The 21,757-nt window shown below is 72.7% G+C and carries 23 protein-coding genes and 1 tRNA gene; 20 read left to right on the plus strand and 4 right to left on the minus strand.

The features are described 5' to 3' along the window. The 3 genes from AC162C_RS09790 to AC162C_RS09800 form a co-directional block, all read left to right on the plus strand. On the plus strand, positions 1-496 hold a 496-nt coding region (locus AC162C_RS09790), incomplete at its 5' end, for a ParB/RepB/Spo0J family partition protein (protein ID WP_484097384.1). Positions 497-553: 57 nt separating this feature from the next. After that, positions 554-627, plus strand: a tRNA-Ile gene (locus AC162C_RS09795). 103 nt (positions 628-730) lie between these two features. Next, positions 731-1,261 (plus strand): bifunctional nuclease family protein, encoded by a 531-nt coding sequence (locus tag AC162C_RS09800; RefSeq protein ID WP_462972458.1) that lies wholly within the window; start codon positions 731-733, stop codon positions 1,259-1,261. Here the strand turns inward: AC162C_RS09800 and AC162C_RS09805 are convergent. Beyond that, positions 1,258-1,536: a chorismate mutase gene (locus tag AC162C_RS09805; protein WP_484097385.1), complete on the minus strand. Its 279-nt coding sequence runs from the start codon at positions 1,534-1,536 to the stop codon at positions 1,258-1,260. The genes AC162C_RS09800 and AC162C_RS09805 overlap by 4 nt on opposite strands. Further along, positions 1,536-2,291 (minus strand): lysostaphin resistance A-like protein, encoded by a 756-nt coding sequence (locus AC162C_RS09810; RefSeq protein WP_484097386.1) that lies wholly within the window; start codon positions 2,289-2,291, stop codon positions 1,536-1,538. Before AC162C_RS09810 ends, AC162C_RS09805 begins: the two co-directional genes overlap by 1 nt. A 208-nt stretch (positions 2,292-2,499) precedes the next feature. Between AC162C_RS09810 and AC162C_RS09815 the strand changes: the two genes are divergently transcribed. Further along, positions 2,500-4,644, plus strand: coding sequence for a transglycosylase domain-containing protein (locus AC162C_RS09815; protein ID WP_484097387.1), 2,145 nt, complete (start codon positions 2,500-2,502; stop codon positions 4,642-4,644). Positions 4,645-4,666: 22 nt separating this feature from the next. Here AC162C_RS09815 and AC162C_RS09820 read toward each other — a convergent pair whose 3' ends face one another. Further along, positions 4,667-5,734, minus strand: a complete 1,068-nt coding sequence (locus tag AC162C_RS09820) for a glycosyltransferase family 4 protein (protein WP_484097388.1) — start codon at positions 5,732-5,734, stop codon at positions 4,667-4,669. Between the two features lie 111 nt (positions 5,735-5,845). Between AC162C_RS09820 and AC162C_RS09825 the strand changes: the two genes are divergently transcribed. Then, positions 5,846-7,042, plus strand: a complete 1,197-nt coding sequence (locus AC162C_RS09825; RefSeq protein WP_484097389.1) for a molybdopterin molybdotransferase MoeA — start codon at positions 5,846-5,848, stop codon at positions 7,040-7,042. Here the strand turns inward: AC162C_RS09825 and AC162C_RS09830 are convergent. Next, positions 7,021-8,817 (minus strand): M28 family peptidase, encoded by a 1,797-nt coding sequence (locus tag AC162C_RS09830; protein WP_484097390.1) that lies wholly within the window; start codon positions 8,815-8,817, stop codon positions 7,021-7,023. The genes AC162C_RS09825 and AC162C_RS09830 overlap by 22 nt on opposite strands. Positions 8,818-8,911: 94 nt before the next feature. On the opposite strand from AC162C_RS09830, the gene AC162C_RS09835 reads away from it, so the two are divergent. The 15 genes from AC162C_RS09835 (at position 8,912) to AC162C_RS09905 (ending at position 21,745) form a co-directional block, all read left to right on the plus strand. Then, positions 8,912-9,613, plus strand: a complete 702-nt coding sequence (locus AC162C_RS09835; RefSeq protein ID WP_484097391.1) for a response regulator — start codon at positions 8,912-8,914, stop codon at positions 9,611-9,613. Further along, the gene (locus AC162C_RS09840) at positions 9,610-11,037 is read left to right on the plus strand and encodes a sensor histidine kinase (RefSeq protein ID WP_484097392.1); all 1,428 of its coding nucleotides are present in this window, start codon (positions 9,610-9,612) and stop codon (positions 11,035-11,037) included. Before AC162C_RS09835 ends, AC162C_RS09840 begins: the two co-directional genes overlap by 4 nt. Before the next feature lie 45 nt (positions 11,038-11,082). Beyond that, positions 11,083-12,261, plus strand: coding sequence for a S1C family serine protease (locus tag AC162C_RS09845; RefSeq protein WP_484097393.1), 1,179 nt, complete (start codon positions 11,083-11,085; stop codon positions 12,259-12,261). Positions 12,262-12,371: 110 nt separating this feature from the next. Continuing rightward, positions 12,372-13,964, plus strand: a complete 1,593-nt coding sequence (locus AC162C_RS09850; protein WP_484097394.1) for an aldehyde dehydrogenase family protein — start codon at positions 12,372-12,374, stop codon at positions 13,962-13,964. Beyond that, positions 13,961-14,413 (plus strand): cyclic pyranopterin monophosphate synthase MoaC, encoded by a 453-nt coding sequence (gene moaC, locus AC162C_RS09855; RefSeq protein ID WP_484097395.1) that lies wholly within the window; start codon positions 13,961-13,963, stop codon positions 14,411-14,413. The genes AC162C_RS09850 and moaC overlap by 4 nt, the downstream gene beginning before the upstream one ends. Continuing rightward, complete coding sequence (locus AC162C_RS09860; protein WP_462975094.1) at positions 14,410-14,892, plus strand: MogA/MoaB family molybdenum cofactor biosynthesis protein; 483 nt, start codon at positions 14,410-14,412, stop codon at positions 14,890-14,892. The genes moaC and AC162C_RS09860 overlap by 4 nt, the downstream gene beginning before the upstream one ends. Then, complete coding sequence (locus tag AC162C_RS09865) at positions 14,889-15,752, plus strand: UbiA-like polyprenyltransferase (RefSeq protein ID WP_484097396.1); 864 nt, start codon at positions 14,889-14,891, stop codon at positions 15,750-15,752. The genes AC162C_RS09860 and AC162C_RS09865 overlap by 4 nt, the downstream gene beginning before the upstream one ends. Before the next feature lie 186 nt (positions 15,753-15,938). Then, complete coding sequence (gene ccmA / locus AC162C_RS09870; protein ID WP_462972386.1) at positions 15,939-16,529, plus strand: heme ABC exporter ATP-binding protein CcmA; 591 nt, start codon at positions 15,939-15,941, stop codon at positions 16,527-16,529. After that, complete coding sequence (locus AC162C_RS09875; RefSeq protein WP_462972387.1) at positions 16,526-17,167, plus strand: heme exporter protein CcmB; 642 nt, start codon at positions 16,526-16,528, stop codon at positions 17,165-17,167. The genes ccmA and AC162C_RS09875 overlap by 4 nt, the downstream gene beginning before the upstream one ends. 14 nt (positions 17,168-17,181) lie before the next feature. Continuing rightward, entirely contained in the window at positions 17,182-17,859 is a 678-nt protein-coding gene (gene ccsA, locus AC162C_RS09880; RefSeq protein WP_484097397.1) for a cytochrome c biogenesis protein CcsA, read from the plus strand. Beyond that, entirely contained in the window at positions 17,856-18,011 is a 156-nt protein-coding gene (locus AC162C_RS09885) for a hypothetical protein (RefSeq protein WP_462972389.1), read from the plus strand. Before ccsA (AC162C_RS09880) ends, AC162C_RS09885 begins: the two co-directional genes overlap by 4 nt. Next, positions 18,004-18,777, plus strand: a complete 774-nt coding sequence (gene ccsA, locus AC162C_RS09890) for a cytochrome c biogenesis protein CcsA (RefSeq protein WP_484097398.1) — start codon at positions 18,004-18,006, stop codon at positions 18,775-18,777. Before AC162C_RS09885 ends, ccsA (AC162C_RS09890) begins: the two co-directional genes overlap by 8 nt. A gap of 13 nt (positions 18,778-18,790) precedes the next feature. Next, on the plus strand, positions 18,791-20,047 hold the full coding sequence (gene hemA, locus AC162C_RS09895; RefSeq protein ID WP_484097399.1) for a glutamyl-tRNA reductase: 1,257 nt from the start codon (positions 18,791-18,793) through the stop codon (positions 20,045-20,047). 120 nt (positions 20,048-20,167) lie between these two features. After that, entirely contained in the window at positions 20,168-20,992 is an 825-nt protein-coding gene (gene hemC / locus AC162C_RS09900) for a hydroxymethylbilane synthase (RefSeq protein ID WP_462972392.1), read from the plus strand. 117 nt (positions 20,993-21,109) lie between these two features. Beyond that, entirely contained in the window at positions 21,110-21,745 is a 636-nt protein-coding gene (locus tag AC162C_RS09905) for a uroporphyrinogen-III synthase (RefSeq protein ID WP_484097400.1), read from the plus strand. Positions 21,746-21,757 lie beyond the last annotated feature (12 nt).

Below are 21,757 nucleotides of genomic sequence, written 5' to 3' on the forward strand. Positions count from 1 at the left end.
CGCCCGGGAGAACCTCTCACCGGTCGAGGAGGCGCGTGCCTACGCCTCGCTCGTCGACGAGTTCGAGCTGTCGCTCGGAGAGCTCGCGGAGCACGTCGGCCGCTCGAAGCCCTCGATCTCGAACCGCCTGCGATTGCTCGAGCTCCCGGAGGAGGTGCTGTGGATGCTCGCGCGGGGCGAGATCACCGAGGGGCATGGGCGTGCGGTGCTCTCGCTCCCCGACGACGAGTCCCGGATCCGTCTCGCGCGGCGGATCGCCCGGGACGGCATGACCGTGCGGGCCGCCGAGCGCGCGGCCCGTGAAGGCGGTGCCCGCCGTCGCCCGCGGCGTGCGGCGGCCGCGGTCGACCCCGCGCTCGCCGACCGCGCCGCGCGCGCCGCCGAGCGGCTCACCGGGCTGCCGAGCCGCGTGGTGGGAGGACGGCTGCAGATCGACTTCGGCGACGAGACGCGGCTCGCGGAGCTCGTGGAGGCGCTCGAGGCCGCCTCGCCGTGACCGGGTGCGTGAGTGGAGAGCCCGGTCGCCTCCTCCGCTAGACTGCCGTGCCCCGGGGGGCGATTAGCTCAGTCGGTTAGAGCGCCGCTCTGATAAGGCGGAGGTCCCTGGTTCGAGTCCAGGATCGCCCACTCTCCCCGTGCCGTCGGCGCGGCGCCGCCCGGCGGTTGCGCTCAACGCGCCACAGGCCGTGTGCGGTCGGCGGGCGCGTGGATACACTGGGATGCAGTGGCGATGCGGGAGATGTCGGTCTACGGGGTCAGCTTCGACCTCGCGAGCAAGCAGCCGATCGTCCTCCTCCGGACGACGGACGGCAACACGTTCCTCCCGATCTGGATCGGCCACCCCGAGGCCGCGGCGATCCTCATGAAGCTCCAGGAGTCCGAGCCGCCGCGGCCGCTGACGCACGACCTGGCCTGCGCGATCATCGACACCCTCGACGCCGAGATCGTGCGGGTGACCGTGACCGAGCTCCGGGAGAACACGTTCTACGCGCGGATCACGCTCCGGCGAAACGGTGACGAAGTGGAGATCGACTCGCGCACCTCCGACGCGATCGCGTTGGCCCTGCGCGCCGACGCGTCGATCTATGCCGCGGACGAGGTGATCGACGAGTCCGGTGTCGAGTTTGACGGCGACGAGCCCGAGCTCGAGCGCGGCGTCGCCACGCCGACCTCGCTGAGCGACGTCGACGTCGGGGAGTTCCGCCGCTTCCTCGACAGCGTCACGCCGGACGAGTTCAGGACCGAGGACGAGGAGGACTAGCGCCCTCCGCGGGCGAGCTCGCGCTTGACGAGCGCGAGCAGCTCGTCGATGAGCTCGTCGAGCCCCGCCGGCGTGAGCGGGCCCGTGTTGGCGGCGGCGAGCGCCTCCCGCAGTCGTCTCTCGCGGTCCGGGTCGAGCCGATCGGCACCGAGACGCGCCTTGATGCGCCACAGCTCGTCCACGAGCCGCAGTCGCTCGTTGACGGCCTCGACGATCCGTGCGTCGACGACGTCGATCCGGCGCCGCAGCTCCTCGAGGGCCTTGGCGTCGTCCATCACCCACCCCCCGCCACCGTCACCGCTGCGAGCAGCGCGACCCCGTTGAACAGCGCGTGCAGGACGATCGACGGATAGACGCTCCCGCTACGGTGCCGGACGAACGCGAGCACGAGCCCGAACAAGGTCAGGATCGGGAGCGCGACGACGAGCCCGTGCGCGAGCCCGAAGGCGACGGCCGTGACGACGACCGCGGCGGTCGGGCCCCACGTCGAGCGTACGGCGGCGAAGCCGACGCCACGGTATGCGAGCTCCTCGACGATCGGGGCGATCGTGACGACGACGACGAAATTGGCGACGAACGGCGCCGCGCGGTCGGGATCCCACTCCTCGGGGACGAGCCCCTGCTCCTCCCCGGCTTTGAGGAAGACGTTGAGCAGGACGCCGAGCACCATGATCGTCGCGTACCCGGCGAGGACGAGCCCGGCCGCCCGACCCCACGACGGCGGGCGCCGGAGGCCGAGGACGCTGCGGTCGATGCCGCGCGCGAGGAAGACGACGACCACGAGGATGATCCCGTACTGCACGGCGGCGCCGATCGCCGACGACCAGCGGTAGAGGAGGTCGGCGGGAGGGTCGCCGGCGTCGGCGAGGTTGCCTGCGTAGCTGAGCGTCGCCAGCACGCCGACGAGGACGAACCATCCGACGAGGCGCCCGCGCGGAACATCGCGGGTGCTCGCGTCGCCGGGAGCCGTCGCCTCGGATGCGGCGACGTCGTCGGCGACGGCGGCCGCGGGCCGCTCGTCGATGCTCACGTGTCGGCTCTCATGTGATCGGTCTCCAGGGTGCTCATCGAACCACGCCGATCCTACGCAGCGCGACGAGAACCGCGGGGCGCGGCGGCGCCGGCGCGCCGACGCGATGACCGGGACGCGACGTCCCGGACGTGGTGCCGCGGGGGCACTGCGGGGGCTCGCCGAGGCCCTCCGTGGTGCCATGACGGGCGACGGCTACCATCGCGGCATGAGCCGGCCGCGCCGACGGCCCCCCCGCCCGGTCGACCGGGAGCTCCCGCGCTCGCGGCGCAGGCGCCGCCGCCGCCGCACGCCAGCACTCGCGATCGCCCTTGGGGCGGCGGTGGTGGTGCTCGTGGCCGGGATCGGCGCCGGCGCCACCGTCTACGCGTTCGGGACGTCGTGCAACCTCGACTCCCTGCAGCCGGTCAGGATCGGGCAGAACTCGTTCGTCTACGCCGCGGACGGATCGCTCCTCGGCGCAATCCCGGCCGAGCGCAATCGGGAGGTCGTGTCGCTCTCGCGGGTCAGTCCCTGGATGCGGAAGGCGACGGTCGCAATCGAGGATCGCCGGTTCTTCGAGCACGAGGGCGTCGACGTCGAGGGGATCGCGCGCGCGGTGCTCGCGGACATCCGGGCCGGCAAGGTCGTGCAGGGTGGATCGACGATCACGCAGCAACTCGTCCGCAACCTCTACATCTCGAGCGAGCGCACGGTGGCGCGGAAGATCAAGGAGGCCTGCCTCGCGGTGAAGCTCGAGCAGTCCTGGACGAAACGCCGCATCCTGCAGACGTACCTGAACCAGGTCTACTACGGGAACCTCGCCTACGGGGTCGAGGCGGCCGCCCAGACGTACTTCGGGAAGCCGGCGCAGGACCTGACGCTGCAGGAGTCGGCGTTGCTCGCCGGGCTGACGCAGGCGCCGTCCGCCTACGACCCGTTCGTCGAGCCGCGCAAGGCGCTCGAGCGCCGCGACCGGGTGCTCCGGGCGATGGTCGACGAGGGAATGGTCACGAGGGAGCGCGCGGCCGCCGCGCTCCGCGTCCGCGAGCTGCCGCTGCGTCCGGGCAAGCGGTTCCGCGAGATCCGCGAGCCGTACTTCTTCGGGTACGTGCGGGACGAGCTGATCGCGAGGTACGGCGCCGAGACCGTGCGCTCCGGCGGCCTCCGCGTCTACACGACCATCGTCCCGCGGTGGCAGCGGCTGGCGCGAGAGGCGATCTCCGGCGTGCTCACGGAACGCGACGACCCGGCGGCTGCCCTGATCTCGATCGATCCCGCGACGGGAGCGATCCGGGCGATGACCGCGGTCGTGCCGGGACGGGCGACGAACGAGTTCAACCTCCTCTCCCAGGCGCGCCGGCAGCCCGGCTCGACGTTCAAGACGTTCGTGCTCACGGCGGCGGTCGCGCGTGGGATCAATCCGGAGAGCACGTACTACGTGTCGGCGCCCTACACGTATCGACCGGTCGAGAACGGCTCCTGTGACGACGGCTCGTGGTGGTGCGTGAAGACCTACGACTCGAGTTACACCGGATGGACATCGATCAGCCGCGCGACGATCCGGTCCGACAACGCGGTCTACGCGCAGCTCACCCTCGACGTCACGCCGGAGCGCGTGGCCGAGACGGCACGCGCCATGGGCGTCCGGACGCCGCTCGACGTCGACGGCGCGTACGTCCCGGCGATGGGGCTCGGGAGCATCGCCGTCTCCCCGCTCGACATGGCCTCGGCGTATGCGACGCTCGCCGCGGGTGGCGTCTACGCGGAGCCGACGGCGATCCGGCGCGTCGTTCTCGCCGACGGCAACGAGGACCGGGACGGCCGCTGGGGCACCCCGAACCGCACGCGGGTGCTCCCCGACGGCGTCGCGTGGGAGGTGACCAGGATCCTCCAGGACAACGTCCGCTACGGGACGGGAACGCGAGCGGCGCTCTCCCGGCCGGCGGCCGGGAAGACGGGGACGACCGACGAGTACGCCGACGCCTGGTTCGTCGGGTACACGCCGGACCTCGCGACGGCGGTGTGGATGGGCTACACGCGCGGCGAGATCCCGATGGAGTCGGTGCACGGGATCTCCGTCTCGGGCGGGAGCTTCCCGGCCGAGATCTGGCACGCGTTCATGGAGCCCGCCCTGGAGCGCCGGCCGGTGCGCGAGTTCCCGCCGGAGCCGGTGGCCCCGGTCGAGTGGGAGTCGTTCACCCGGGGACCGCTCGCGCTCAGCTACGACCCGTACGCCGCGCCCGCCGAGGAGGAGGAGGAGAAGGACGCCGCCGCCGAAGGCGACGCGGTCGAGCAGGACGACGCATCCTCTGACGACACGCCCGGCCCGTCGGGCGGGCCGACAGCAGGACCGCAGCCGCAGGTGCCCTGACCCGCACGGATGCGGCGCGCCCTCACCGACGCTCGAGGGCGCCCTCGATGAGCGCACGCCAGCGCTCGCCGAGCACGCCGCAGCTGGCTCGCTCCAGGTACCGCGCCCGCCCCGCGCCCGCGAGGGCTTCCCCACGGCGGGCGTCGCCGGCGATCCGCGCCAGTGACTCGGCGAGAGCCTCGGCGTCGGCCGGTGGCACGAGCACCGCGTCGACGCCGTTGCGAAGGAGCTCGCGGGCAGCCGGGGTGTCGGCGGTGATCAACGGGCGCCCGCAGGCGAGGGCCTGGAACGCATGGCCCGGGATCGCCCGTGCCGCCCTCGGGTCGTCGCTGAACGTCCCGAGCACGCAGCCGGCGGCGTGATAGGCGGCAGGGAGCTCGTCGGCGCCCGTCCACGGCTGCCATTCGACGTTGTCGGGACGACCATCCGGCGCGTTCACGTCCGGGTCGACGCCGACGATGCGGAACGGGACGTCGGGAAGCAGCTTCGCTGCGGAGACCACCGTGTCCGCTCCGTGCGGTGGGAAGGGCGGGTCGACGAAGAGCGCGTGGAAGGGGTGCTCGGGATGCCAGCCGGGCCGGAACAGCCGGTCGTCCGCGCCGAGGAGGCACACGGCGACGCGGTCGTCGGCGAGCCCGAACGTCTCGCGGAAGAACGAGGCCTGCGCTTCGGTGTCGGCGACGACGAGGTCGGCGCGTCGGAACGCGACACGGTCTGTGTGACGCAGGAGTCCGGCGGCCGGCGTGCCACGTCGGAACCGGGCCCCGTCGCCGACGAGGGTGTCGTAGAGCGAGACGAGCGGATTGAAGACGATCGGGCGCCCACGTGCGACCCGGCGGGCGGACGGCATGTCGAAGTGGCCGGGATAGCCGACGAGAACGACGTCCGCCTCCGGCTCGTGCTCGCGCGCGAGCCCCCGCTCGGCCGCTGCCACGCGCGCGAGCTGCCGGAGGCCCATCGACCACGCGCTGCGGCCCCACAGTTGGCGATGCCGCTCGATCACGCTCACGCCGGCGGCCGCGAGGCAGTCGATCACCTGGGCGTTCCGCGGGGCGCTGCGGTCGTACGTCCCGAAGTAGAGAACCCTCATCGGCCTCGCCGGCGTCGGCTCGACGAGCGGCCCGCGCACGTAGGTGGGGCCACGGCCGAGGTCATGCGGCGAGCGTACCCCGACCCACGGGAGACCGATAGCGTTCGGGCCGTGCGTCCACTCCTGAGCGTCGACGAGGCGCTCGAGCGCGTGCTCGAGCGTGCGCACTCCCTGGCGCCGGAGACGGTGTCGCTCGACGACGCGGCGGGACGCGTGCTCGCAGCGGATGCGGCCGCGACGGTCGACCTCCCCCCGTTCCGTAGCTCGGCGATGGACGGCTTCGCGGTTCGCGTCGCGGACTGCCCCGGCACGCTTCCCGTCGGCGTCCGCATCCCGGCGGGGCGTCCTGCGTCGCGCCCGCTCGGCGCCGGGGAGGCGATGGGCATCTCGACGGGCGCGGTCGTCCCCGACGATGCGGACGCGGTGATCCCGCTCGAGCTCGTCACGGATCACGGTGACCGGATCGACATCCCCGCGGCGCCGACCATCGGCGCCAACATCCGCGAGATCGGCGGCGACGTCCGCCGCGGCGACGTCGTCGTCGAGTCGGGGACGATCCTCTCTGCCGCCCATCTCGCAGCCCTCGCCGCGACCGGGGTCGGCGAGCTCGTCTGCTCCCGCCGTCCGTCGGTCAGCATGCTCGTGACGGGGACCGAGCTCCGCCCGCCGGGATCACAGCTGCGTCCGGGCGAGATCTACGAGTCGAACGGCGTCATGCTCGCGGCCGAGCTGTCTCGGGCGGGGGCGACCGTCGAGCGCTCGGGGGCGGTGCCGGACGATCCGGCAGCCCATCGCGCAGCACTCGAGCAGGTGCTCGAGGCGGATGTCGTCGTCAGCTCCGGCGGTGTCTCTGCCGGACCGCACGACCTCGTGCGCACGGTTGCCGCCGATCTCGGCGTCGAGGAGGTGTTCTGGGGCGTCGCCGTGCGGCCGGGCAAGCCGCTGTCGTTCGCCGTGCGTGGGCGAACGCTCCTCTTCGGCCTGCCCGGGAACCCGGTCTCGTCGCTCGTGGGGGCCCTGCTCTTCGTGCGACCGGCGCTGCTCGCGCTCCAGGGCGCCCGCGAGCCGGGGCCTGTCTACCGCAACGGCGTGCTCGGCGCGCCCGTCTCCCGCAATCCGCGCCGAGAGGACTTCGTGCGCGCCCGGGTCGATCGATCCGGGGACGAGGATCGGCTCCACCCTCTCTCGGGGCAGGACTCGCACATGATCGTGTGGGCATCACGGGCGGACGCCCTGATCCGCGTTCCGCGAGGAGAGGACGAGCTCCCTGCGGGCGCCCGCGTGCGCTACCTCGAGCTCGGCTGCTGAGCCGGCAGCGGCGGCCCTGCGGGCCGGAGCGTCCCCACGAGCGCGGCAAGCTGCGTGGCCGCGGCGGCCCACACGAGGAGCGCGAGGCACGCGGGCCAGGGGATCACACCGGAGGTGGCGAGCCCGACCGCGTACACGGGCGTTCGCAGCCCGAGCCCGAGCTGTTCGGCGAGCACGACGAGTGCGATCACCGGCCCTGCGAGCCCGAGCCCGAGCAGCGCGTCCGAGACCCAGGCCGGCCGCCGCTCGACGACCGGGAGCCACACCCACGCGTAGAGGGACGGGAGCACGAACACGAGTGCGTAGACGTTGACCACGACGAGGAGGAGCGCCGCCGCGCAGAGCGCGAGGTACGCGACGGCGTATCCGGCCAACCGCTCCTCGCCGTCGATCATTGCGGCGCGGCGGTGGCGGAACCGTGTGGCGAGCCAGACCGCCGCGAGGAGCACGACGGCGGCGCCGAACAACGCGGCGCCCGGCCAGTCCTCGACGGGCGGTGCGTCGGCGACCGGGGCCCTGCCCGTGCTCCGGGGGAAGAGGCCCGCGAGCGCCGCGACGGCCACGAGAGCCCCTACCCCGAGCCAGACGACGAGCCGCAGCCGGAACGCACGCCACTGACGGGTGAGCCGCACTCCTCGACGTCTCAGGCGCGCGAGGAGGTCGATCGTGACGGCGGCGAAGGGGAGGAGGCCGGTGACGAAGACGGCGGCGATTGCCCAGCCACGAACCGCGCCGTCGCCCCAGTAGACGAACGGTGCCGTACTGCGGGCGAGTCGAACGCCCTCGTCGAGCGACGCGATCGCCGTCTCCGCTGCCCTCCCGAGCTGGTCGAAGGTGCGAGGATCGAGCGCGTCGGCGACCGGGTCGGACTGGAACTCCACGTCGGGGGCGGTGGACAGGCGGATCGCCGGAGCGTCCGCCGAGAGGAAGGGGGACTGCTCCCCATATCCGAAGGGGAGGCCGAGGTTCACGAGCTGCGTCAGCCACCCCGGGAGCACCGGCACCGCGCCGGTCTCGTCCCCGACGCGGGCGGCGACGGTCCGCACGAACATGGGCGGGGCGGTACGCGGCGCGACCCCCGAGATCTCGAGGCGCGGTCGCGTCCGTCCTCCGATCCCGTCCAGAGAGAGCGTGGCGACCGCGCGGCGCCCGAGCGGCGAGTCGTCGGCGAAGCGCGCGGCGCCGAGGGAGCCGAACGCGCCGCCGTCGGTCGAGACGAACACCAGCGTGTGCACCGGGGTCGGGCGACGCGCGACGGTTCCCGTCCGCGCATACGGGCGGACGAGCTCGAGCAACGCGGCCGTGCCGGACGCGTTGTCGTTCGCCCCCGCCTCCAGCTCTCTGTTGTCCCGATGGGCAACGACCACGATCGTGTTCTCGGACGTGCCGGGGACGACGGTGACGAGGTTCAGCAGCGGGCGCCGCCCGAGGCCGGGGACGTCGGCCGTCCAGCGATCCTCCCGAGCGGCGAGCCCGTAGAGGCGCAGCTTGTCGCGGTACCACTGGGCGGCGCCGGCCCCGCCGAGCGAGCCTGGCTCGCGATCCGGGTAGTCACGCGCCAGCTCGCGCGCCAGCTCCAGTGCCGTCGCGCCGTCGAACGCGGGGGGCAGTGTCGGCCGGGGCAGCGCACCCGACGGGGCGAGCGTGACGAGGACGAGGAGCAGGGGCGCGGCCAGCAGCACCGCCGCCGTCCGCGCGAGCCGGAGGTTGAGCGGCCGATCGACGGGGCCGCGGCGCGGCCTGCTCCCTGAGATGCGGGGCCGTGCCGGCACCATGCGCGCGCGGTAGTCTAGGCGAAACCCCTGCGTAGAGGCGGTTCACCAGACCCGCGGAGGCGCACCGCCCGCGGCTGCAGCCCGATCGACCACGATGCCACAGGACACGTCCACGATCCTCCTCGTCGACGACGAGGAGTCGATCCAGACCCTGCTCACCTATCCGCTGGAGCGGGAGGGCTACCGCGTCGTGCCGGCTCGCACCGGTGACGAGGCGCTGCAGCGCTTCGCCGAGGAGGAGATCGACCTCGTGGTGCTCGACCTCATGCTTCCCCGGGTCGACGGCCTCGAGGTGTGTCGGCGGCTGCGCGCCGAGAGCACGGTCCCGATCATCATGCTCACCGCCCGCGACGACGAGCTCGACAAGGTGCTGGGGCTCGAGCTGGGCGCCGACGACTACATCACGAAGCCGTTCTCGATCCGGGAGTTCCGGAGCCGCGTCCGCGCCCTGCTCCGCCGCGCTGCGACGCCCCACCACGCCTCGCGGCGCGACGAGGTGATCGACCGCGGCGACGTCGTCATCGACATGCCGCGGCGCACGGTGGCGGTCCGCGGCGTTCCGGTGCAGCTCACGTTCGTGGAGTTCGAGCTGCTGGCGCTCCTCGCCGCCACTCCCGGCGTCGTCTACTCGCGTCGGCAGCTCCTGGAGAGGATCCGCGGCAGCGCGGACTACCGGGAGCCGAGAACGATCGATGTCCACGTCCGACATCTCCGGGAGAAGATCGAGGAAGACCCGCGGGAGCCCGAGCTGATCCTCACGGTGCGTGGGGCCGGGTACCGTTTCCGGGACAAGTGAGCATTCCCGGCGGCATCCGCGCGAGGCTCGTGCTCGCGCTCGTGCTGATCGTCGGCGCGGCGCAGCTCGCGGCCTACCTGATGGTCGTGCCGTCGCTCGAGCGCCGGCTGGTGGACGCCAAGCTGGATCAGATGCAGGACAACGCCAGGGCTCTCGCGACGGCCCTCGCCTCCCGGAGCGCCACGGACGCGCTCGGGCTCGACAGCTTCGTCAACGGCGCGGCGTCGACGTTCGACACCCGCGTGGCCGTGCTCGGCGCGCTCGGCCCGCCGCTGCGGCTGACGACGCTCGCCGACTCGGCCGGCAGTGAGGCACCATCCCTCGACGAGGACCCGATCGCGATGGAGTCTGCCCGCAGCGGCGCGCTCGTCCGTGGGCGCACCGAGCGCAGCGGCGGGAGCTACGCGGCGGTGGCGATCCCCCTCCTGCCCTCGGGGGGTGTGATGGTGCTCACGTCCTCGCTCGCGGACCAGCTCGCGACGGTGCGCCTCGTCAAGCGCAGCTTCGCGCTCGCGACGCTCGTCGCGGCCGCGATCGCGCTCGTCCTCGGGGCCGCAGCGGCCGCCGTGCACGCGCGGCGCATCAGTCGGCTCGAGCGCGCCGCGAACAGGATCGCGGTCGGGCACTTCGACGAGCCGGTCGTCGACACCGGTGACGACGAGCTGGGGCAACTCGCGGTCGCATTCGACCGGATGCGGGTGCAGCTGCGTCAGCTCGACACCGCACGCAAGGAGTTCGTCGCCAACGCCTCCCACGAGCTGCGCACGCCGTTGTTCTCGCTCGCGGGCTTCCTCGAGCTGCTCACGGACGAGGATCTCGACGACGAGACCCGACAGCGGTTCCTCGTCTCGACGCGGGAGCAGGTCGACCGCCTCAGCCGGCTGGCGGGCGATCTGCTCGATCTCTCGCGCATCGACGCCGGACGACTCCACGTCGAGCACGAGGACGTCGACCTCACCGAGACGGCGCTGATCCTCGGCGAGGAGCTGCAGCCGGTGGCCACGCTGCGTGGGCACACGCTCGCTATCGACGCCCCGGAGGCGGTCTGGGCCGATGCCGACGAGGAGCGGGTGCTCCAGGCCGCGCGTGCGCTCGCCGTGAACGCTCTCGTCCACACGCCCGAGGGGACGCACGTGATCGTTCACGCTCGCTACCAGGGGGCGCGGGCCACGCTCGCGGTGGAGGATCACGGGCCGGGCATTCCACCCGACCACGTCGACCGGGTCTTCGATCGCTTCTACCGGGGCGAGGGCACAACGGCGTCGGGAAGCGGGCTCGGCCTCGCGATCGCGCGGGAGCTCGCAGAGTGCATGGGCGGGACGGTGACGCTGTCCACACGCCCGGGCCACACCGTGTTCACACTCGCGCTCCCCGCAGCCGCCGTCCCGGCTCCGGCCGCCGAGCCGATCGCGGTTTCCACGTGAAAACGCATCCGGGGCCGGAACGGCGGGCACGGCTACAGTGAGTCGATGCGCGCCCCCGCACTCGCAGGTGTCGTGATCGCTGCCGCCCTCCTCGGCGGCGCAGCCGGCGTCGTCGTGGCGGATCGGGCCGGGCTCATCGACGGCGAGACGACGGTCTCGGTCGCGGCGCCCGAGACGCAGGCGCCCGAGACAGCGGCCGCACGGCCGATCCGCACGACCGGGTTCGACCCCGCGAGGATCTACGCGAGCCGCTCGGGAGGGGTGGTCACGATCTACGCCGATCTCGGCCCCGACGGCCAGTCCCAGGGGTCGGGCTTCGTCGTCGATCGCAAGGGGACGATCCTCACGAACGCCCACGTGATCACGAACGTCGCGTCGTCGTCCAACGTTCGCGGGGCCCGCGCGGTCTTCGTCGAGTACGCCGACGGGGAGCGTGCACCCGCGGAGATCGTGGGGTGGGATCTCTTCAGCGACGTGGGTGCGATCAGGGTCGACACCGGTGACCACACGCTCCAACCCGTCCCGCTCGGCAACTCGGCGGACGTCGTCGTCGGTCAGCCCGTGGCGGCGATCGGGAGCCCGTTCGGGAACCAGACGTCGCTCGCCGTCGGCGTCGTCTCTGCCACCGGCCGGTCGATCGCGTCGCTCACGTCCCGCTATGCCGTCGCGGATGCGATCCAGATCGACGCCCCGATCAACCGAGGCAACTCCGGCGGGCCGCTGTTCGACGCCGCCGGGCGGGTGATCGGGATCAACGCCCAGATTCGCTCCAATTCGGGGACCGCGGAGGGAGTGGGGTTCGCGATCCCGATCAACGTCGCGAAGCGCGCGCTGGATCAGCTCATCCGCACGGGACGCGTCGCGTACGCCTACATCGGCATCACCACACAGGACGTGACTCCCGGCCTCGCGAGGCGATTCGGCCTCGCCGCCGACCGCGGAGCGCTCGTGGTCGCGGTGGAGCCGGGGACGCCCGCCGCGCGGGCCAAGCTGCGCGCCGGGTCGCAGCGCGAGTCGTACAACGGCCTCAGCGTGACGCTCGGCGGCGATGTCATCGTCGCGATCGACGGCAAGCCGGTGCGAAGCGCCGACGACGTCTCGCGCATCGTCACCGACGAGCTGATGCCGGGCGAGACGGTTTCGTTCGAGGTGCTCCGGGACGGGGACACCCCGGTCACCGTGCAGGTGGCGCTCGGTGAGCGGCCGCTCCAGCCCTCGTCGTAGGTCGGGCGCGCACGGGCCACCCCGGCTGCGCCGCGGCCGCAGGCCGGCCCCGACCGGATCGCGTTCCGGCGGGTGACCGGCGAGCGGCTCGACCCGTCTACGATGCGCACGTGAGCGCGACGTCCGATCTCGCCCGGGACCAGTTGACGCCGGTCAACCCCGCGACGCTCGACGTCGTCGGGCGGGTGCCGGTGACGCCGCCCGAGGCGCTCGGCGAGGTCATCGCGGAGGCGAGGCTGGCGCAGGAGGCGTGGGCGCGCGAGCCGCTGGCCGGGCGCGGCCGCGTGCTGCGCCGCGTCGTCCACGAGGTTCTCGAGGCGCGGGACGAGATCGTCGCGACGGTCGTGGCGGAGACCGGGAAGCCGCTCGTCGAGGCGCTGACGGCTGACGTCTTCGTGTCCCTCGACAACGCCTCCTGGTTGTCGCGGGCGGCGGAGAAGGTGCTCCGACCCGAACGCGTCCGCTTCTCCCAGCCGCACCTCCTCCACAAGCGCGGCCAGGTGCGATACGTGCCGATCGGCGTCGTCGCCGTGATCTCCCCCTGGAACTTCCCCTTCGGCGTCCCGTTCACCCAGGTCGCGACCGCCGTCGCGGCGGGCAACGCCGTCGTGCTCAAGCCGTCGGAGCTGACGCCGCTGACGGGGGCCTGGGTCGAGGAGGTGTTCCGCCGCGCCGGTGCGCCCCCCGGCCTCGTCCGCGTCGTGCAGGGAACGGGCCCGACGATCGGGGACGCGCTCGTGGGCCATCGCGGCGTCCACGCGGTCGTGTTCACCGGTTCGACCGAGGCCGGTCGCCGCGTCGGGCGCCGGGCGGCCGAGCGACTCTGCCCGGTGACGCTCGAGCTCGGCGGCAAGGACCCGATGCTCGTGCTCGACGATGCAGACGTCGATCGGGCGGTCGAGGGCGCCGTCTGGGCGTCGTTCACGAACTGCGGCCAGGTGTGCTCGGGCGTCGAGCGCATCTACGTGTCGCGCAGCCTCTACGAGCCGTTCCTCGAGCGGTTCGTGGCCCGCGCCGCGCGTCTCCGGATCGGACGCGGGGAGGACCCGAACACGGATCTCGGGCCGCTCGTGACGGAGGCGCAGCGCGCGAAGGTCGAATCGCTCGTCGCGGATGCGGTCGAGCACGGGGCGGAGATCGCGACCGGGGGAGGTCGCCCCGAGACGGGTCTTCCGGGCTGGTTCCACGAGCCGACCGTGCTCACCGCCGAGCCGACGGCCGCGCGGATCTGGCGGGAGGAGGTGTTCGGCCCGGCCGTCGTCGTTTGCAGTATTGACAACGACGACCAGGGCGTGCGACTCGCCAACGACTCTCCGTTCGCGCTCGGCGCGAGCGTGTGGACGACGAGCCGCGAGCGGGCGACGCGGGTCGCATCGTCCCTGGAGGCGGGCTCGGTGTGGGTGAACGACCACGCCTACTCGTACGGGGCGTGCCAGGCGCCGTGGGGCGGACGCCGCGACTCGGGGCACGGCCGCACGCACTCGAAGCACGGGCTCTACGCCCTGTCGCACATCACGTACACGGACGCCGATGCAGGGCGGCTGCGGCCTCCGTGGTGGTACCCGTACTCCGACGCGATCGGCGACGGGTTCCGCGGCGCGCTCGGGATCCTCTACGGCGACGGGCTGGGCGCCCGGGCGCGCGCGGTCCGCGAGCATCGGCGCGGGCTCGCGTCCCTCGCTCGCAGGACGTTCCTCCGATGAGTGAGTTCTCGCACGTCGACGAGTCCACCGGTGACGTGCAGATGGTCGACGTCGGCCACAAGCCGCACGTCCGCCGGCGCGCCGTCGCTCGCGCCACGCTCCGGATGGCCCCGGCGACGGCGGCACGCCTGCGGTCACTGCCGAAGGGGGATGCCCTGACGACGGCGCAGATCGCGGGCGTGATGGCCGCGAAGCGAACGAGCGAGCTCGTGCCCCTCTGCCATCCGCTGCCGCTGTCCCTCGTCGAGATCCACCTGGAGGTCACCGACGCCGGCGTCGAGATCGAGGCCGTCGCGGAGACGACGGCGCAGACCGGCGTCGAGATGGAAGCGCTGACCGGTGCCGCGGTCGCCGCGCTCACCGTCTACGACATGGCGAAGGCCGTCGACAGCGGCATGAGCGTGACCGCGATCCAGCTCGTGGAGAAGACGAAGCAGGAGCCGGCATGAACGCAGCGGTGCTCACCGTCTCGGACGGCGTGCACGCGGGCGTGCGGGAGGACCGGAGCGGCGACGTCCTCACCGCGCTGCTCGAGGCGGACGGCTTCGAGGTCGCGCGCCGCGTGGTGCCCGACGAGGCGTCCGAGATCGCGGCCGCCCTCCTCGAGCTGGCGGCCGGGTCCGCCGTGGTGCTGACAACCGGGGGCACGGGGTTCGCGCCTCGCGACGTCACGCCCGAGGCCACGGCGACCGTTCTCGACCGGCAGGCTCCCGGGATCGCGGAGGCGATCCGGGCGGACGCGCTGACACGCACGCCGCATGCGTTGCTCTCCCGTGGCCTCGCGGGTCTCCGGGGCGCCTCGCTGATCGTGAACCTGCCCGGGTCTCCGGGAGGGTGCCGTGACGGCTTCGCGGTGCTGCGGCCGGCCCTGGTGCACGGCCTCGAGCTCGCAGCCGGGGAGCAGCAGTCCACCCATCGGCAGACGTGACGGATCACGCCGTCTCGCTGCCGCGCCGCCTGTCGCGGCTCGTCCGCCTCGAGCACACGGTGTTCGCGCTCCCCTTTGCCTACGTCGGCGGCCTGCTCGCCGTCGGAGGGTGGCCCGGCGCCTCGGCGATGGTGTGGGTGACGGTGGCGATGGCCGGCGCGCGGACGCTCGCGATGGCGCTGAACCGGCTCGTCGACGCGGAGATCGACGCGGGAAACCCGCGTACCGCGTCCCGCGAGCTGCCGAGTGGATCACTCACACGCCCACAGGTCTGGGGACTGTCCGCAATCGCGCTCGGCGTCTACCTCGTCGCGGTGTTCCAGCTCGACCCCGTCGTCCGCTGGCTCTGGCCGATCCCCGTTGCGATGTTCGTCGTCTATCCCTACCTGAAGCGGCTGACCTGGCTCTGCCACCTGTGGCTCGGCGCGTGTCTCGGCCTGGCTCCCGTCGGGGCGTGGCTCGCCGTGACCGGCACCACCCGCTGGGAGACCTGGGTGCTCGGGCTCGCGGTGGCGCTCTGGGTCGCCGGGTTCGACCTCTTCTACTCCCTGTTCGACCTGGAGCACGACCTCGAGGCCGGGCTGCACTCCTGGGCCACGCGGTTCGGTGAGAGCGGGGTGTTCGCCGGGGCACGCGTCATGCACGCCGCGGCCGTCGCAGCGCTCGCCGTCGTGGGGCTCGGGCTCGGCGCCGGGCCGTGGTACTGGGGCGGTGTCGGCGCGGTGGCGCTCCTGCTCCTCTACGAGCACCGGCTGATCCGACCGGGAGACCTCCACCGTCTGGACGCGGCGTTCTTCACGGTCAACGGCGTGATCTCGGTCGTCTTCTGCGTGTTCGTCGGCCTCGACACGCTCCTCTGACGCGATGACGGCATCGGCGGCGTGGGAGGACGGGCGACCTGTTGCGGCCTGGGCGCGCTCTCGGCACAGTCGAGTCGCGAAATCCTCGCTACCGTGCTATCAGGGACCTGGGGTGTCCCCTGGGGGTGGTTGTCCACGCGGCCGTCTCGCCGGGTGGCAGGGAGAGGAAGGCGAGGACGGCGCGGAGTGATCAGAGCCGAGCACCTTGAGAAGCGCTACGGCGATCGTCGGGCGTTGCGGCCGGTGTCGTTCACGCTCGACCGGGGAGAGTTCCTGGTCGTGACGGGCCCGAACGGCTCGGGCAAGACGACGCTCCTGCGCCTGCTCGCCGGCCTCGCCGCACCGACCCGTGGCGTGCTGTCCGTGGGCACGGAGCGGTCGCGCGTCGGCTACCTCGGCCATGAGTCGCTGCTCTACGGCGAGCTGACCGCGATCGAGAACCTCGATCTCTACGGGCGCCTGTACCGCGTCCCGGAGCGTCGCGAGCGCATCGGCATGCTCCTCGAGCGCCTGGGTCTGTGGGACGTCCGCGGTGAGCGCGTCGCGGCGTACTCGCGGGGGATGCGCCAGCGGCTCGCCCTCTGCCGTGCCCTGCTCCACGACTCCGATCTGCTCGTGCTCGACGAGCCGTTCACCGCGCTCGACGCCGAGGCCGCGGCGCTCCTCGACGGAGAGCTCGGACGGCTCCTCGAGGGCCGCACGCTCGTCATCGCGACGCACGACCCCGACCACGTCGCCCCGTACGCCACGTCGCAGCTCCCGCTCGTCGCCGCATGAACGGCTACCTGGGAGACGTCGCTGCGCTTCTGCGCAAGGACCTCCGCCTCGAGCTGCGCGCGCGCGACACGCTGCCCGCGATGCTGCTCTTCGTCGTCTCGACGCTCGTCGTGTTCCACTTCGCGCTTCCGGAGAACACGGGAGACGAGGCGGCGTACGGCTTGTTGTGGGTCGCGATCGTCTTCACCGCGCTCCTCGGCCTCACGCGCGCGTGGGTCCCCGAGCGTGAGGACGGTGCCCTCGACGGCCTCGTCCTCGCCACCGTCGACCGGAGCGCGATCTGGCTCGCGAAGACGCTCGCCGCGCTCGCCTTCCTCGGCGCGGCCGAGCTCGTCGCACTCCCGACGTTCGCGCTGCTCTTCGCTCCGCTCGACCTCGCAGCGGTGCTCGGGGTCGTGCTCGCGAGCGTCGGCATCTGCGTCGTGGGCTCCCTCGCATCGGCGATGGCCGCGGCCGGGCGTGGGCGGGAGGTCGTGCTGCCTCTCCTCGTGCTCCCCCTCTCGATCCCCCTCGTCGTCGGGGGCGTCGGCTCGAGCATCTCCGCCGAGCCCCGGACGTACCTCCTCTTCCTCTGTCTGTACGACGCCGTGTTCGCGATACTTTCGTGGGCGTCGTTCGAGTACGTCGTCACCGAGTAAGGACATCCGCGCCCATGCGAGTCACCCTCCCGATCCTCTCCACCCTGACGATCGCGCTGATGGCGATCGCCGTGACGATGATCTTCTTCGTCGCGCCCGAGGAAGCCGACCAGGGCATCTCGCAGAAGATCTTCTACTTCCACGTCCCGATCGCCCTCACCGCCTACGCGTTGTTCGGGCTCGGCGCCTGGAAGGCGCTGCGCGTCCTCTGGACACGCGGTGAGCGATACGACCTCGAGAGCTACACAGCGATCCACCAGGGGACGATCTTCGGTGCGCTGACGTTGATCACAGGGGCGATCTGGGCGAAGGCGTCATGGGGCGTGTGGTGGACCTGGAGCTCCAATCAGCTCGTGCTGTTCCTCGTGCTCTTCCTCTTCTACTGCGCGTACTTCATGCTTCGCTTCTCGGTGGAGGCAGGCCCGCGGCGCGAGCGGATCTCGGCCGTCTACGCGCTGTTCGGGGTGGCGCTGATCCCGGTGAGCTTCTTCGCGATCCGGCTGGCGAACGACTTCATCCACCCCACCGTCTTCACACGCGAGGGCCCACAGATGACCGGGACGATGTTCGCCGCGTTCTGCGTCGCCTGGGCGGCGATCATGGCGCTCGCGCTGCTCATGTACAGCGTCGAGCTCGCGGGGAAGCGCACCGATGCCCGTCTCCGCGAGCTACGGGAGGCTCTGACCGGATGAGCGCGGGTGAGAAGTACGTCGCCGCCGCCTACGGGATCGTGCTCCTGTTCGTCCTCGTCTGGGTGGCGATCATCGCGGCGAAGCTCGCACGCCTCGAGCGAGAGGCGACCGAGCTCGCCGAGCTCGCGCGGAAGCGACGGGACGATGGCTGAGCTACTCGTCTGGCCGGCGCTGATCGCCTACGGCGAAGCCGCCTTCGCCTACGCCGGCGAGCTCCGCGGGGCCGGCCGAGCCGGACGCCTCGGGATCTGGGGCGTCCGCATCGGATGGCTCGCCCAGACGGCGTTGCTGCTCGTCCAGGCGGTGTCCAGTGAAGGATTCCCCTGGTCGACGTGGGCGGGGGCACTGAACCTGTTCTCGTGGCTCGTCGTCAGCGCGTACCTGATCTGGGGCTGCACTCCCCGATATCGCATGCTCGGGCTCGCCGTGATGCCGGTCGCCGCCGGGCTCCTGCTGCTCGCGTGGGCGGGCGGGGGCACGGCGATCGAGCAGGTGAGCGATGCCGGGGCCGCGCTCGCCGTCCACGCCGGCTTGATGCTGGCGGGTTTCGCCGCGTTCACCGTCGCGGGCGGGATGGCCGCGCTCTACCTGTGGGAGGAGCGCCGGCTCAAGCGCCGCGACGCGAGAGTCCTGCGGCTGAGGCTCCCACCGCTCGCGGCACTCGACCGCCTCGCTGCCCGCGTCGCCCTCGTCGGCTTCGCCTCGCTGACGGCGGGCATCGTGGTCGGGCTCGCGACCCTCGAACGGGACGAGGTCGATGCGGCGATGGGCGTCACCGCCGTCGTCTGGCTGCTCTACGCGACCGTCTTGCTCCTCCGTCGCGAGGTCGGGCTCCATGGCCGTCGTGCTGCCTGGTCGTTCCTCCTCGGCCTCCTCCTCGTCGCGATCGTGTTGCCGATCACCCACTTCGCCGCGTAGGAGCACTTGCCCCGTGAAGCTCGCACTCGTTGGCGTCTCGCACCACCAGGCCCCGGTAGAGCTCCGGGAGCGCGTCGCCGTCGACCTCGACGGCGCGCGCGCCCTCGCGGCCGCGCTCGCCCTCGGCTGCGAGAGCGTCGTCCTCTCCACCTGCAACCGCACGGAGCTCTACCTCGCGTCGAGTGAGCCTGCACCCCTGGAGGAACGTGCCGTCACGGCGCTGCTCGAGCTCGCCGAGGAGGAGAGAACCTCTCTCGAGCCGGTGCTGTACCGGCTGAGCGACGAGTCGGCCGCGCTCCACCTCTTCCGTGTCGCAGCGGGCCTGGACTCGCTCGTGCCCGGCGAGGGCGAGATCCTCGGGCAGGTTCGCGACGCGTACGACGTCGGCACGACCGGCGCCCTCCTCGACCGGCTGTTCCGGATGGCGCTGCACGCCGGGCGACGCGCACGGGTCGAGACGGCCGTCGGGGAGGCACCCGCCTCGGTGCCGGCCGCCGCCGCAGCCCTTGCGCAGCAGGTCTTCGACGACCTCGCGGGGCGACGTGTGCTCCTCGTGGGCGCCGGGAGGATGAGCGAGCTCACCGCCCGCAACCTGAGCACGCGGGGAGCGAGCGTCTCTGCGATCGCCAACCGCACACCGGCGCACGGTGAGGAGCTCGCCCGCCACCTGGGAGCCCGTGCGATCGGCCTCGACGGGATCGCCGAGGAGCTCCGTGACGTCGACATCGTCGTTGCGTCCACGAGCGCTCCGGGCTTCGTCATCGGCGACGATGCCGCGACGTCACTGCGGGCCCGCCGCGGGCGACCGCTCCTGTTCGTCGATCTCGCGGTTCCGCGCGACGTCGATCCGTCGCTGTCCGCCGTCGACGGGTGCTTCGTCTACGACATCGACGACCTCGAGGCGGTGGTCGACGCGTCACTCGCCGGTCGCCGATCCGAGGCGGCGCGTGCCGAGCAGATCGTCGCGGCGGAGGCCGAGCGCTTCAAGGAATGGCAGGCCTCACTCGCGGTCGTCCCGGCGATCGCGTCGCTGCGCGCACACGCCGAGGAGATCCGCTCGGCGGAGCTGGCAAGGGCCGAACGCAGGCTCGGGCGTCTCCCGGAGAACGACCGCAGGCTGATCGAGGCGATGACCGCCCAGATCGTGAACAAGCTGCTCCACCTCCCGACCGTTCGCATGAAGGAGGCCGCAGCCGCCTCGGACGGGGTCGTCTATGCTGCGGTCGTGCGGCACCTGTTCGGGCTCGGGGAGGAGGAACGGGAACAGTGACACGACCGATCGCGGACGGCCGGCCCCTTCCACTCCAGCTCCCGACGGCGTTCGTGCGCATCCGTCCCCGCTCCCGGCGGCGCTGCGGCGAATCGCACACCGCCCCACGGCGTACCTGCGGTGCTGCTTCGCGTCGGGTCTCGCGGCAGTAGGCTCGCACTGACCCAGGCCGAGCGCGCCGCGGACGCGCTGCGCCGCCCGGGGATCGAGATCGCCCTCGTCCCGATCACGACCGCCGGCGACCGTGATCGCACGCGTCCGTTCGGCGAGATCGGCGAGCGCGGCGTGTTCGTGAAGGAGCTCGAGGAGGCGTTGCTGGCCGGACGGATCGACGTCGCCGTGCACTCGGCCAAGGACATGACGTCGACGGACACCGACGGGCTCGTCGTCGGCGCATACCCCGTACGCGAAGACCCCCGTGACGCGCTCTGCGGGGCCTCGTCGATCCAGCCCGGCATGCGGGTGGGAACAGCATCCGCGCGTCGGCGTGCGCAGCTGCTCGCGCTCGAGCCGACGCTCTCGATCGAGCCGTTGCGGGGCAACGTCGACACACGGCTCAGGAAGCGCGGCGAGCGCGGGCTCGACGCGATCGTCCTCGCGGCCTGCGGCCTCGACCGCCTCGGGCTCTCCGCGGAGGCGGGCCGCCGGTTCGACGTCGGTGAGCTGCTCCCCGAGGCAGGCCAGGGCGCGCTCGCGCTCCAAGTCCGCGACGGGGACGAACACCTCGTGGCCGCTGCGGACGACCCCGAGACGCGCCGCCGCGTCGAGCTCGAGCGGCGGTGCGTCGCGCTCATCGGGGGCGGCTGCCTCGCACCCGTTGCCGCCCATCACGACGGGGCATGTCTCACCGCACTCGTCGCGGACGAGGACGGCCGTTGGGTCGAGCGCGCAAGCGGCTCCGACCCGGACGAGCTGGCGGCCTCCCTCCGTTCCTTCCTCCCGTGAGCGCTCGTGTCGAGCACGTCGCCTCGGAACCGATCCACTCTCGGCACACTCGGGTCTCGACCGTGGCGGTAACGTCGATCACCCCGCGGGTGGGTGGGGGCTAGGGACGGGACCGGGATGGCGCGCGTCCTCGTCACCCGACCCGAGGGCCAGGAGGCCGACCTCGTCCGGCTTCTCCGGGCCGAGGGCCACGACGTCGTGCACGTGCCGCTGATCCGTGTCGAGCCGCTCGGGGACGAGCCGATCGACGTCTCCGGCTACGACTGGGTCGTCGTCACGAGCGCGAACGGGGCGCGGGAGCTGCGCCGGAGGGCTCGCGGGAGGATGCCGCGCGTCGCCGCGATCGGGGCCGCGACCGCGGAGGCGATGGGCGGTGCCGACCTCGTCGCAGGCGTCTCGACGCAGGAGGGGCTGCTCGCGGACATGCCGCAGCCGGCCGGACGCGTGCTCTTCGCCGCGGCCGAGAGCGCCCGTCGCGTCGTCGCCGACGCCCTCGACGCCGACGTCGTGCCGCTCTACCGAACGCGCGAGCTCACGATCGCGGAGCTCCCGCCCGCCGACCTCGTCGTGCTCGCGTCCCCGTCCGCGGCCCGCGCCTACGCTCGCTCGGGAGGGGCGCTCCCGGCCGCGACGATCGGGCCGGAGACCAGCAGCGCCGCCCGTGACGCCGGCGTGGTCGTGGCCGCGGAGGCGGCCACGCACGACCTCGCGGGCCTCGCCGATGCCGTCCGCCGCGCCCTCGGGGAGCCCTGACCCCGATCGTCT

Source organism: Gaiella sp. (assembly GCF_057140465.1).

Bases quoted from the DNA above. Each gene is read 5' to 3' on its own strand.
- AC162C_RS09800 (WP_462972458.1), top strand. From the start codon at position 731: ATGCGGGAGATGTCGGTCTACGGGGTCAGCTTCGACCTCGCGAGCAAG.
- AC162C_RS09805 (WP_484097385.1), bottom strand. From the start codon at position 1,536: ATGGACGACGCCAAGGCCCTCGAGGAGCTGCGGCGCCGGATCGACGTC.
- AC162C_RS09815 (WP_484097387.1), top strand. From the start codon at position 2,500: ATGAGCCGGCCGCGCCGACGGCCCCCCCGCCCGGTCGACCGGGAGCTC.
- AC162C_RS09820 (WP_484097388.1), bottom strand. From the start codon at position 5,734: ATGAGGGTTCTCTACTTCGGGACGTACGACCGCAGCGCCCCGCGGAAC.
- AC162C_RS09830 (WP_484097390.1), bottom strand. From the start codon at position 8,817: ATGGTGCCGGCACGGCCCCGCATCTCAGGGAGCAGGCCGCGCCGCGGC.
- AC162C_RS09835 (WP_484097391.1), top strand. From the start codon at position 8,912: ATGCCACAGGACACGTCCACGATCCTCCTCGTCGACGACGAGGAGTCG.
- AC162C_RS09845 (WP_484097393.1), top strand. From the start codon at position 11,083: ATGCGCGCCCCCGCACTCGCAGGTGTCGTGATCGCTGCCGCCCTCCTC.
- moaC (WP_484097395.1), top strand. From the start codon at position 13,961: ATGAGTGAGTTCTCGCACGTCGACGAGTCCACCGGTGACGTGCAGATG.
- AC162C_RS09860 (WP_462975094.1), top strand. From the start codon at position 14,410: ATGAACGCAGCGGTGCTCACCGTCTCGGACGGCGTGCACGCGGGCGTG.
- AC162C_RS09875 (WP_462972387.1), top strand. From the start codon at position 16,526: ATGAACGGCTACCTGGGAGACGTCGCTGCGCTTCTGCGCAAGGACCTC.
- ccsA (WP_484097397.1), top strand. From the start codon at position 17,182: ATGCGAGTCACCCTCCCGATCCTCTCCACCCTGACGATCGCGCTGATG.
- AC162C_RS09885 (WP_462972389.1), top strand. From the start codon at position 17,856: ATGAGCGCGGGTGAGAAGTACGTCGCCGCCGCCTACGGGATCGTGCTC.
- ccsA (WP_484097398.1), top strand. From the start codon at position 18,004: ATGGCTGAGCTACTCGTCTGGCCGGCGCTGATCGCCTACGGCGAAGCC.
- AC162C_RS09905 (WP_484097400.1), top strand. From the start codon at position 21,110: ATGGCGCGCGTCCTCGTCACCCGACCCGAGGGCCAGGAGGCCGACCTC.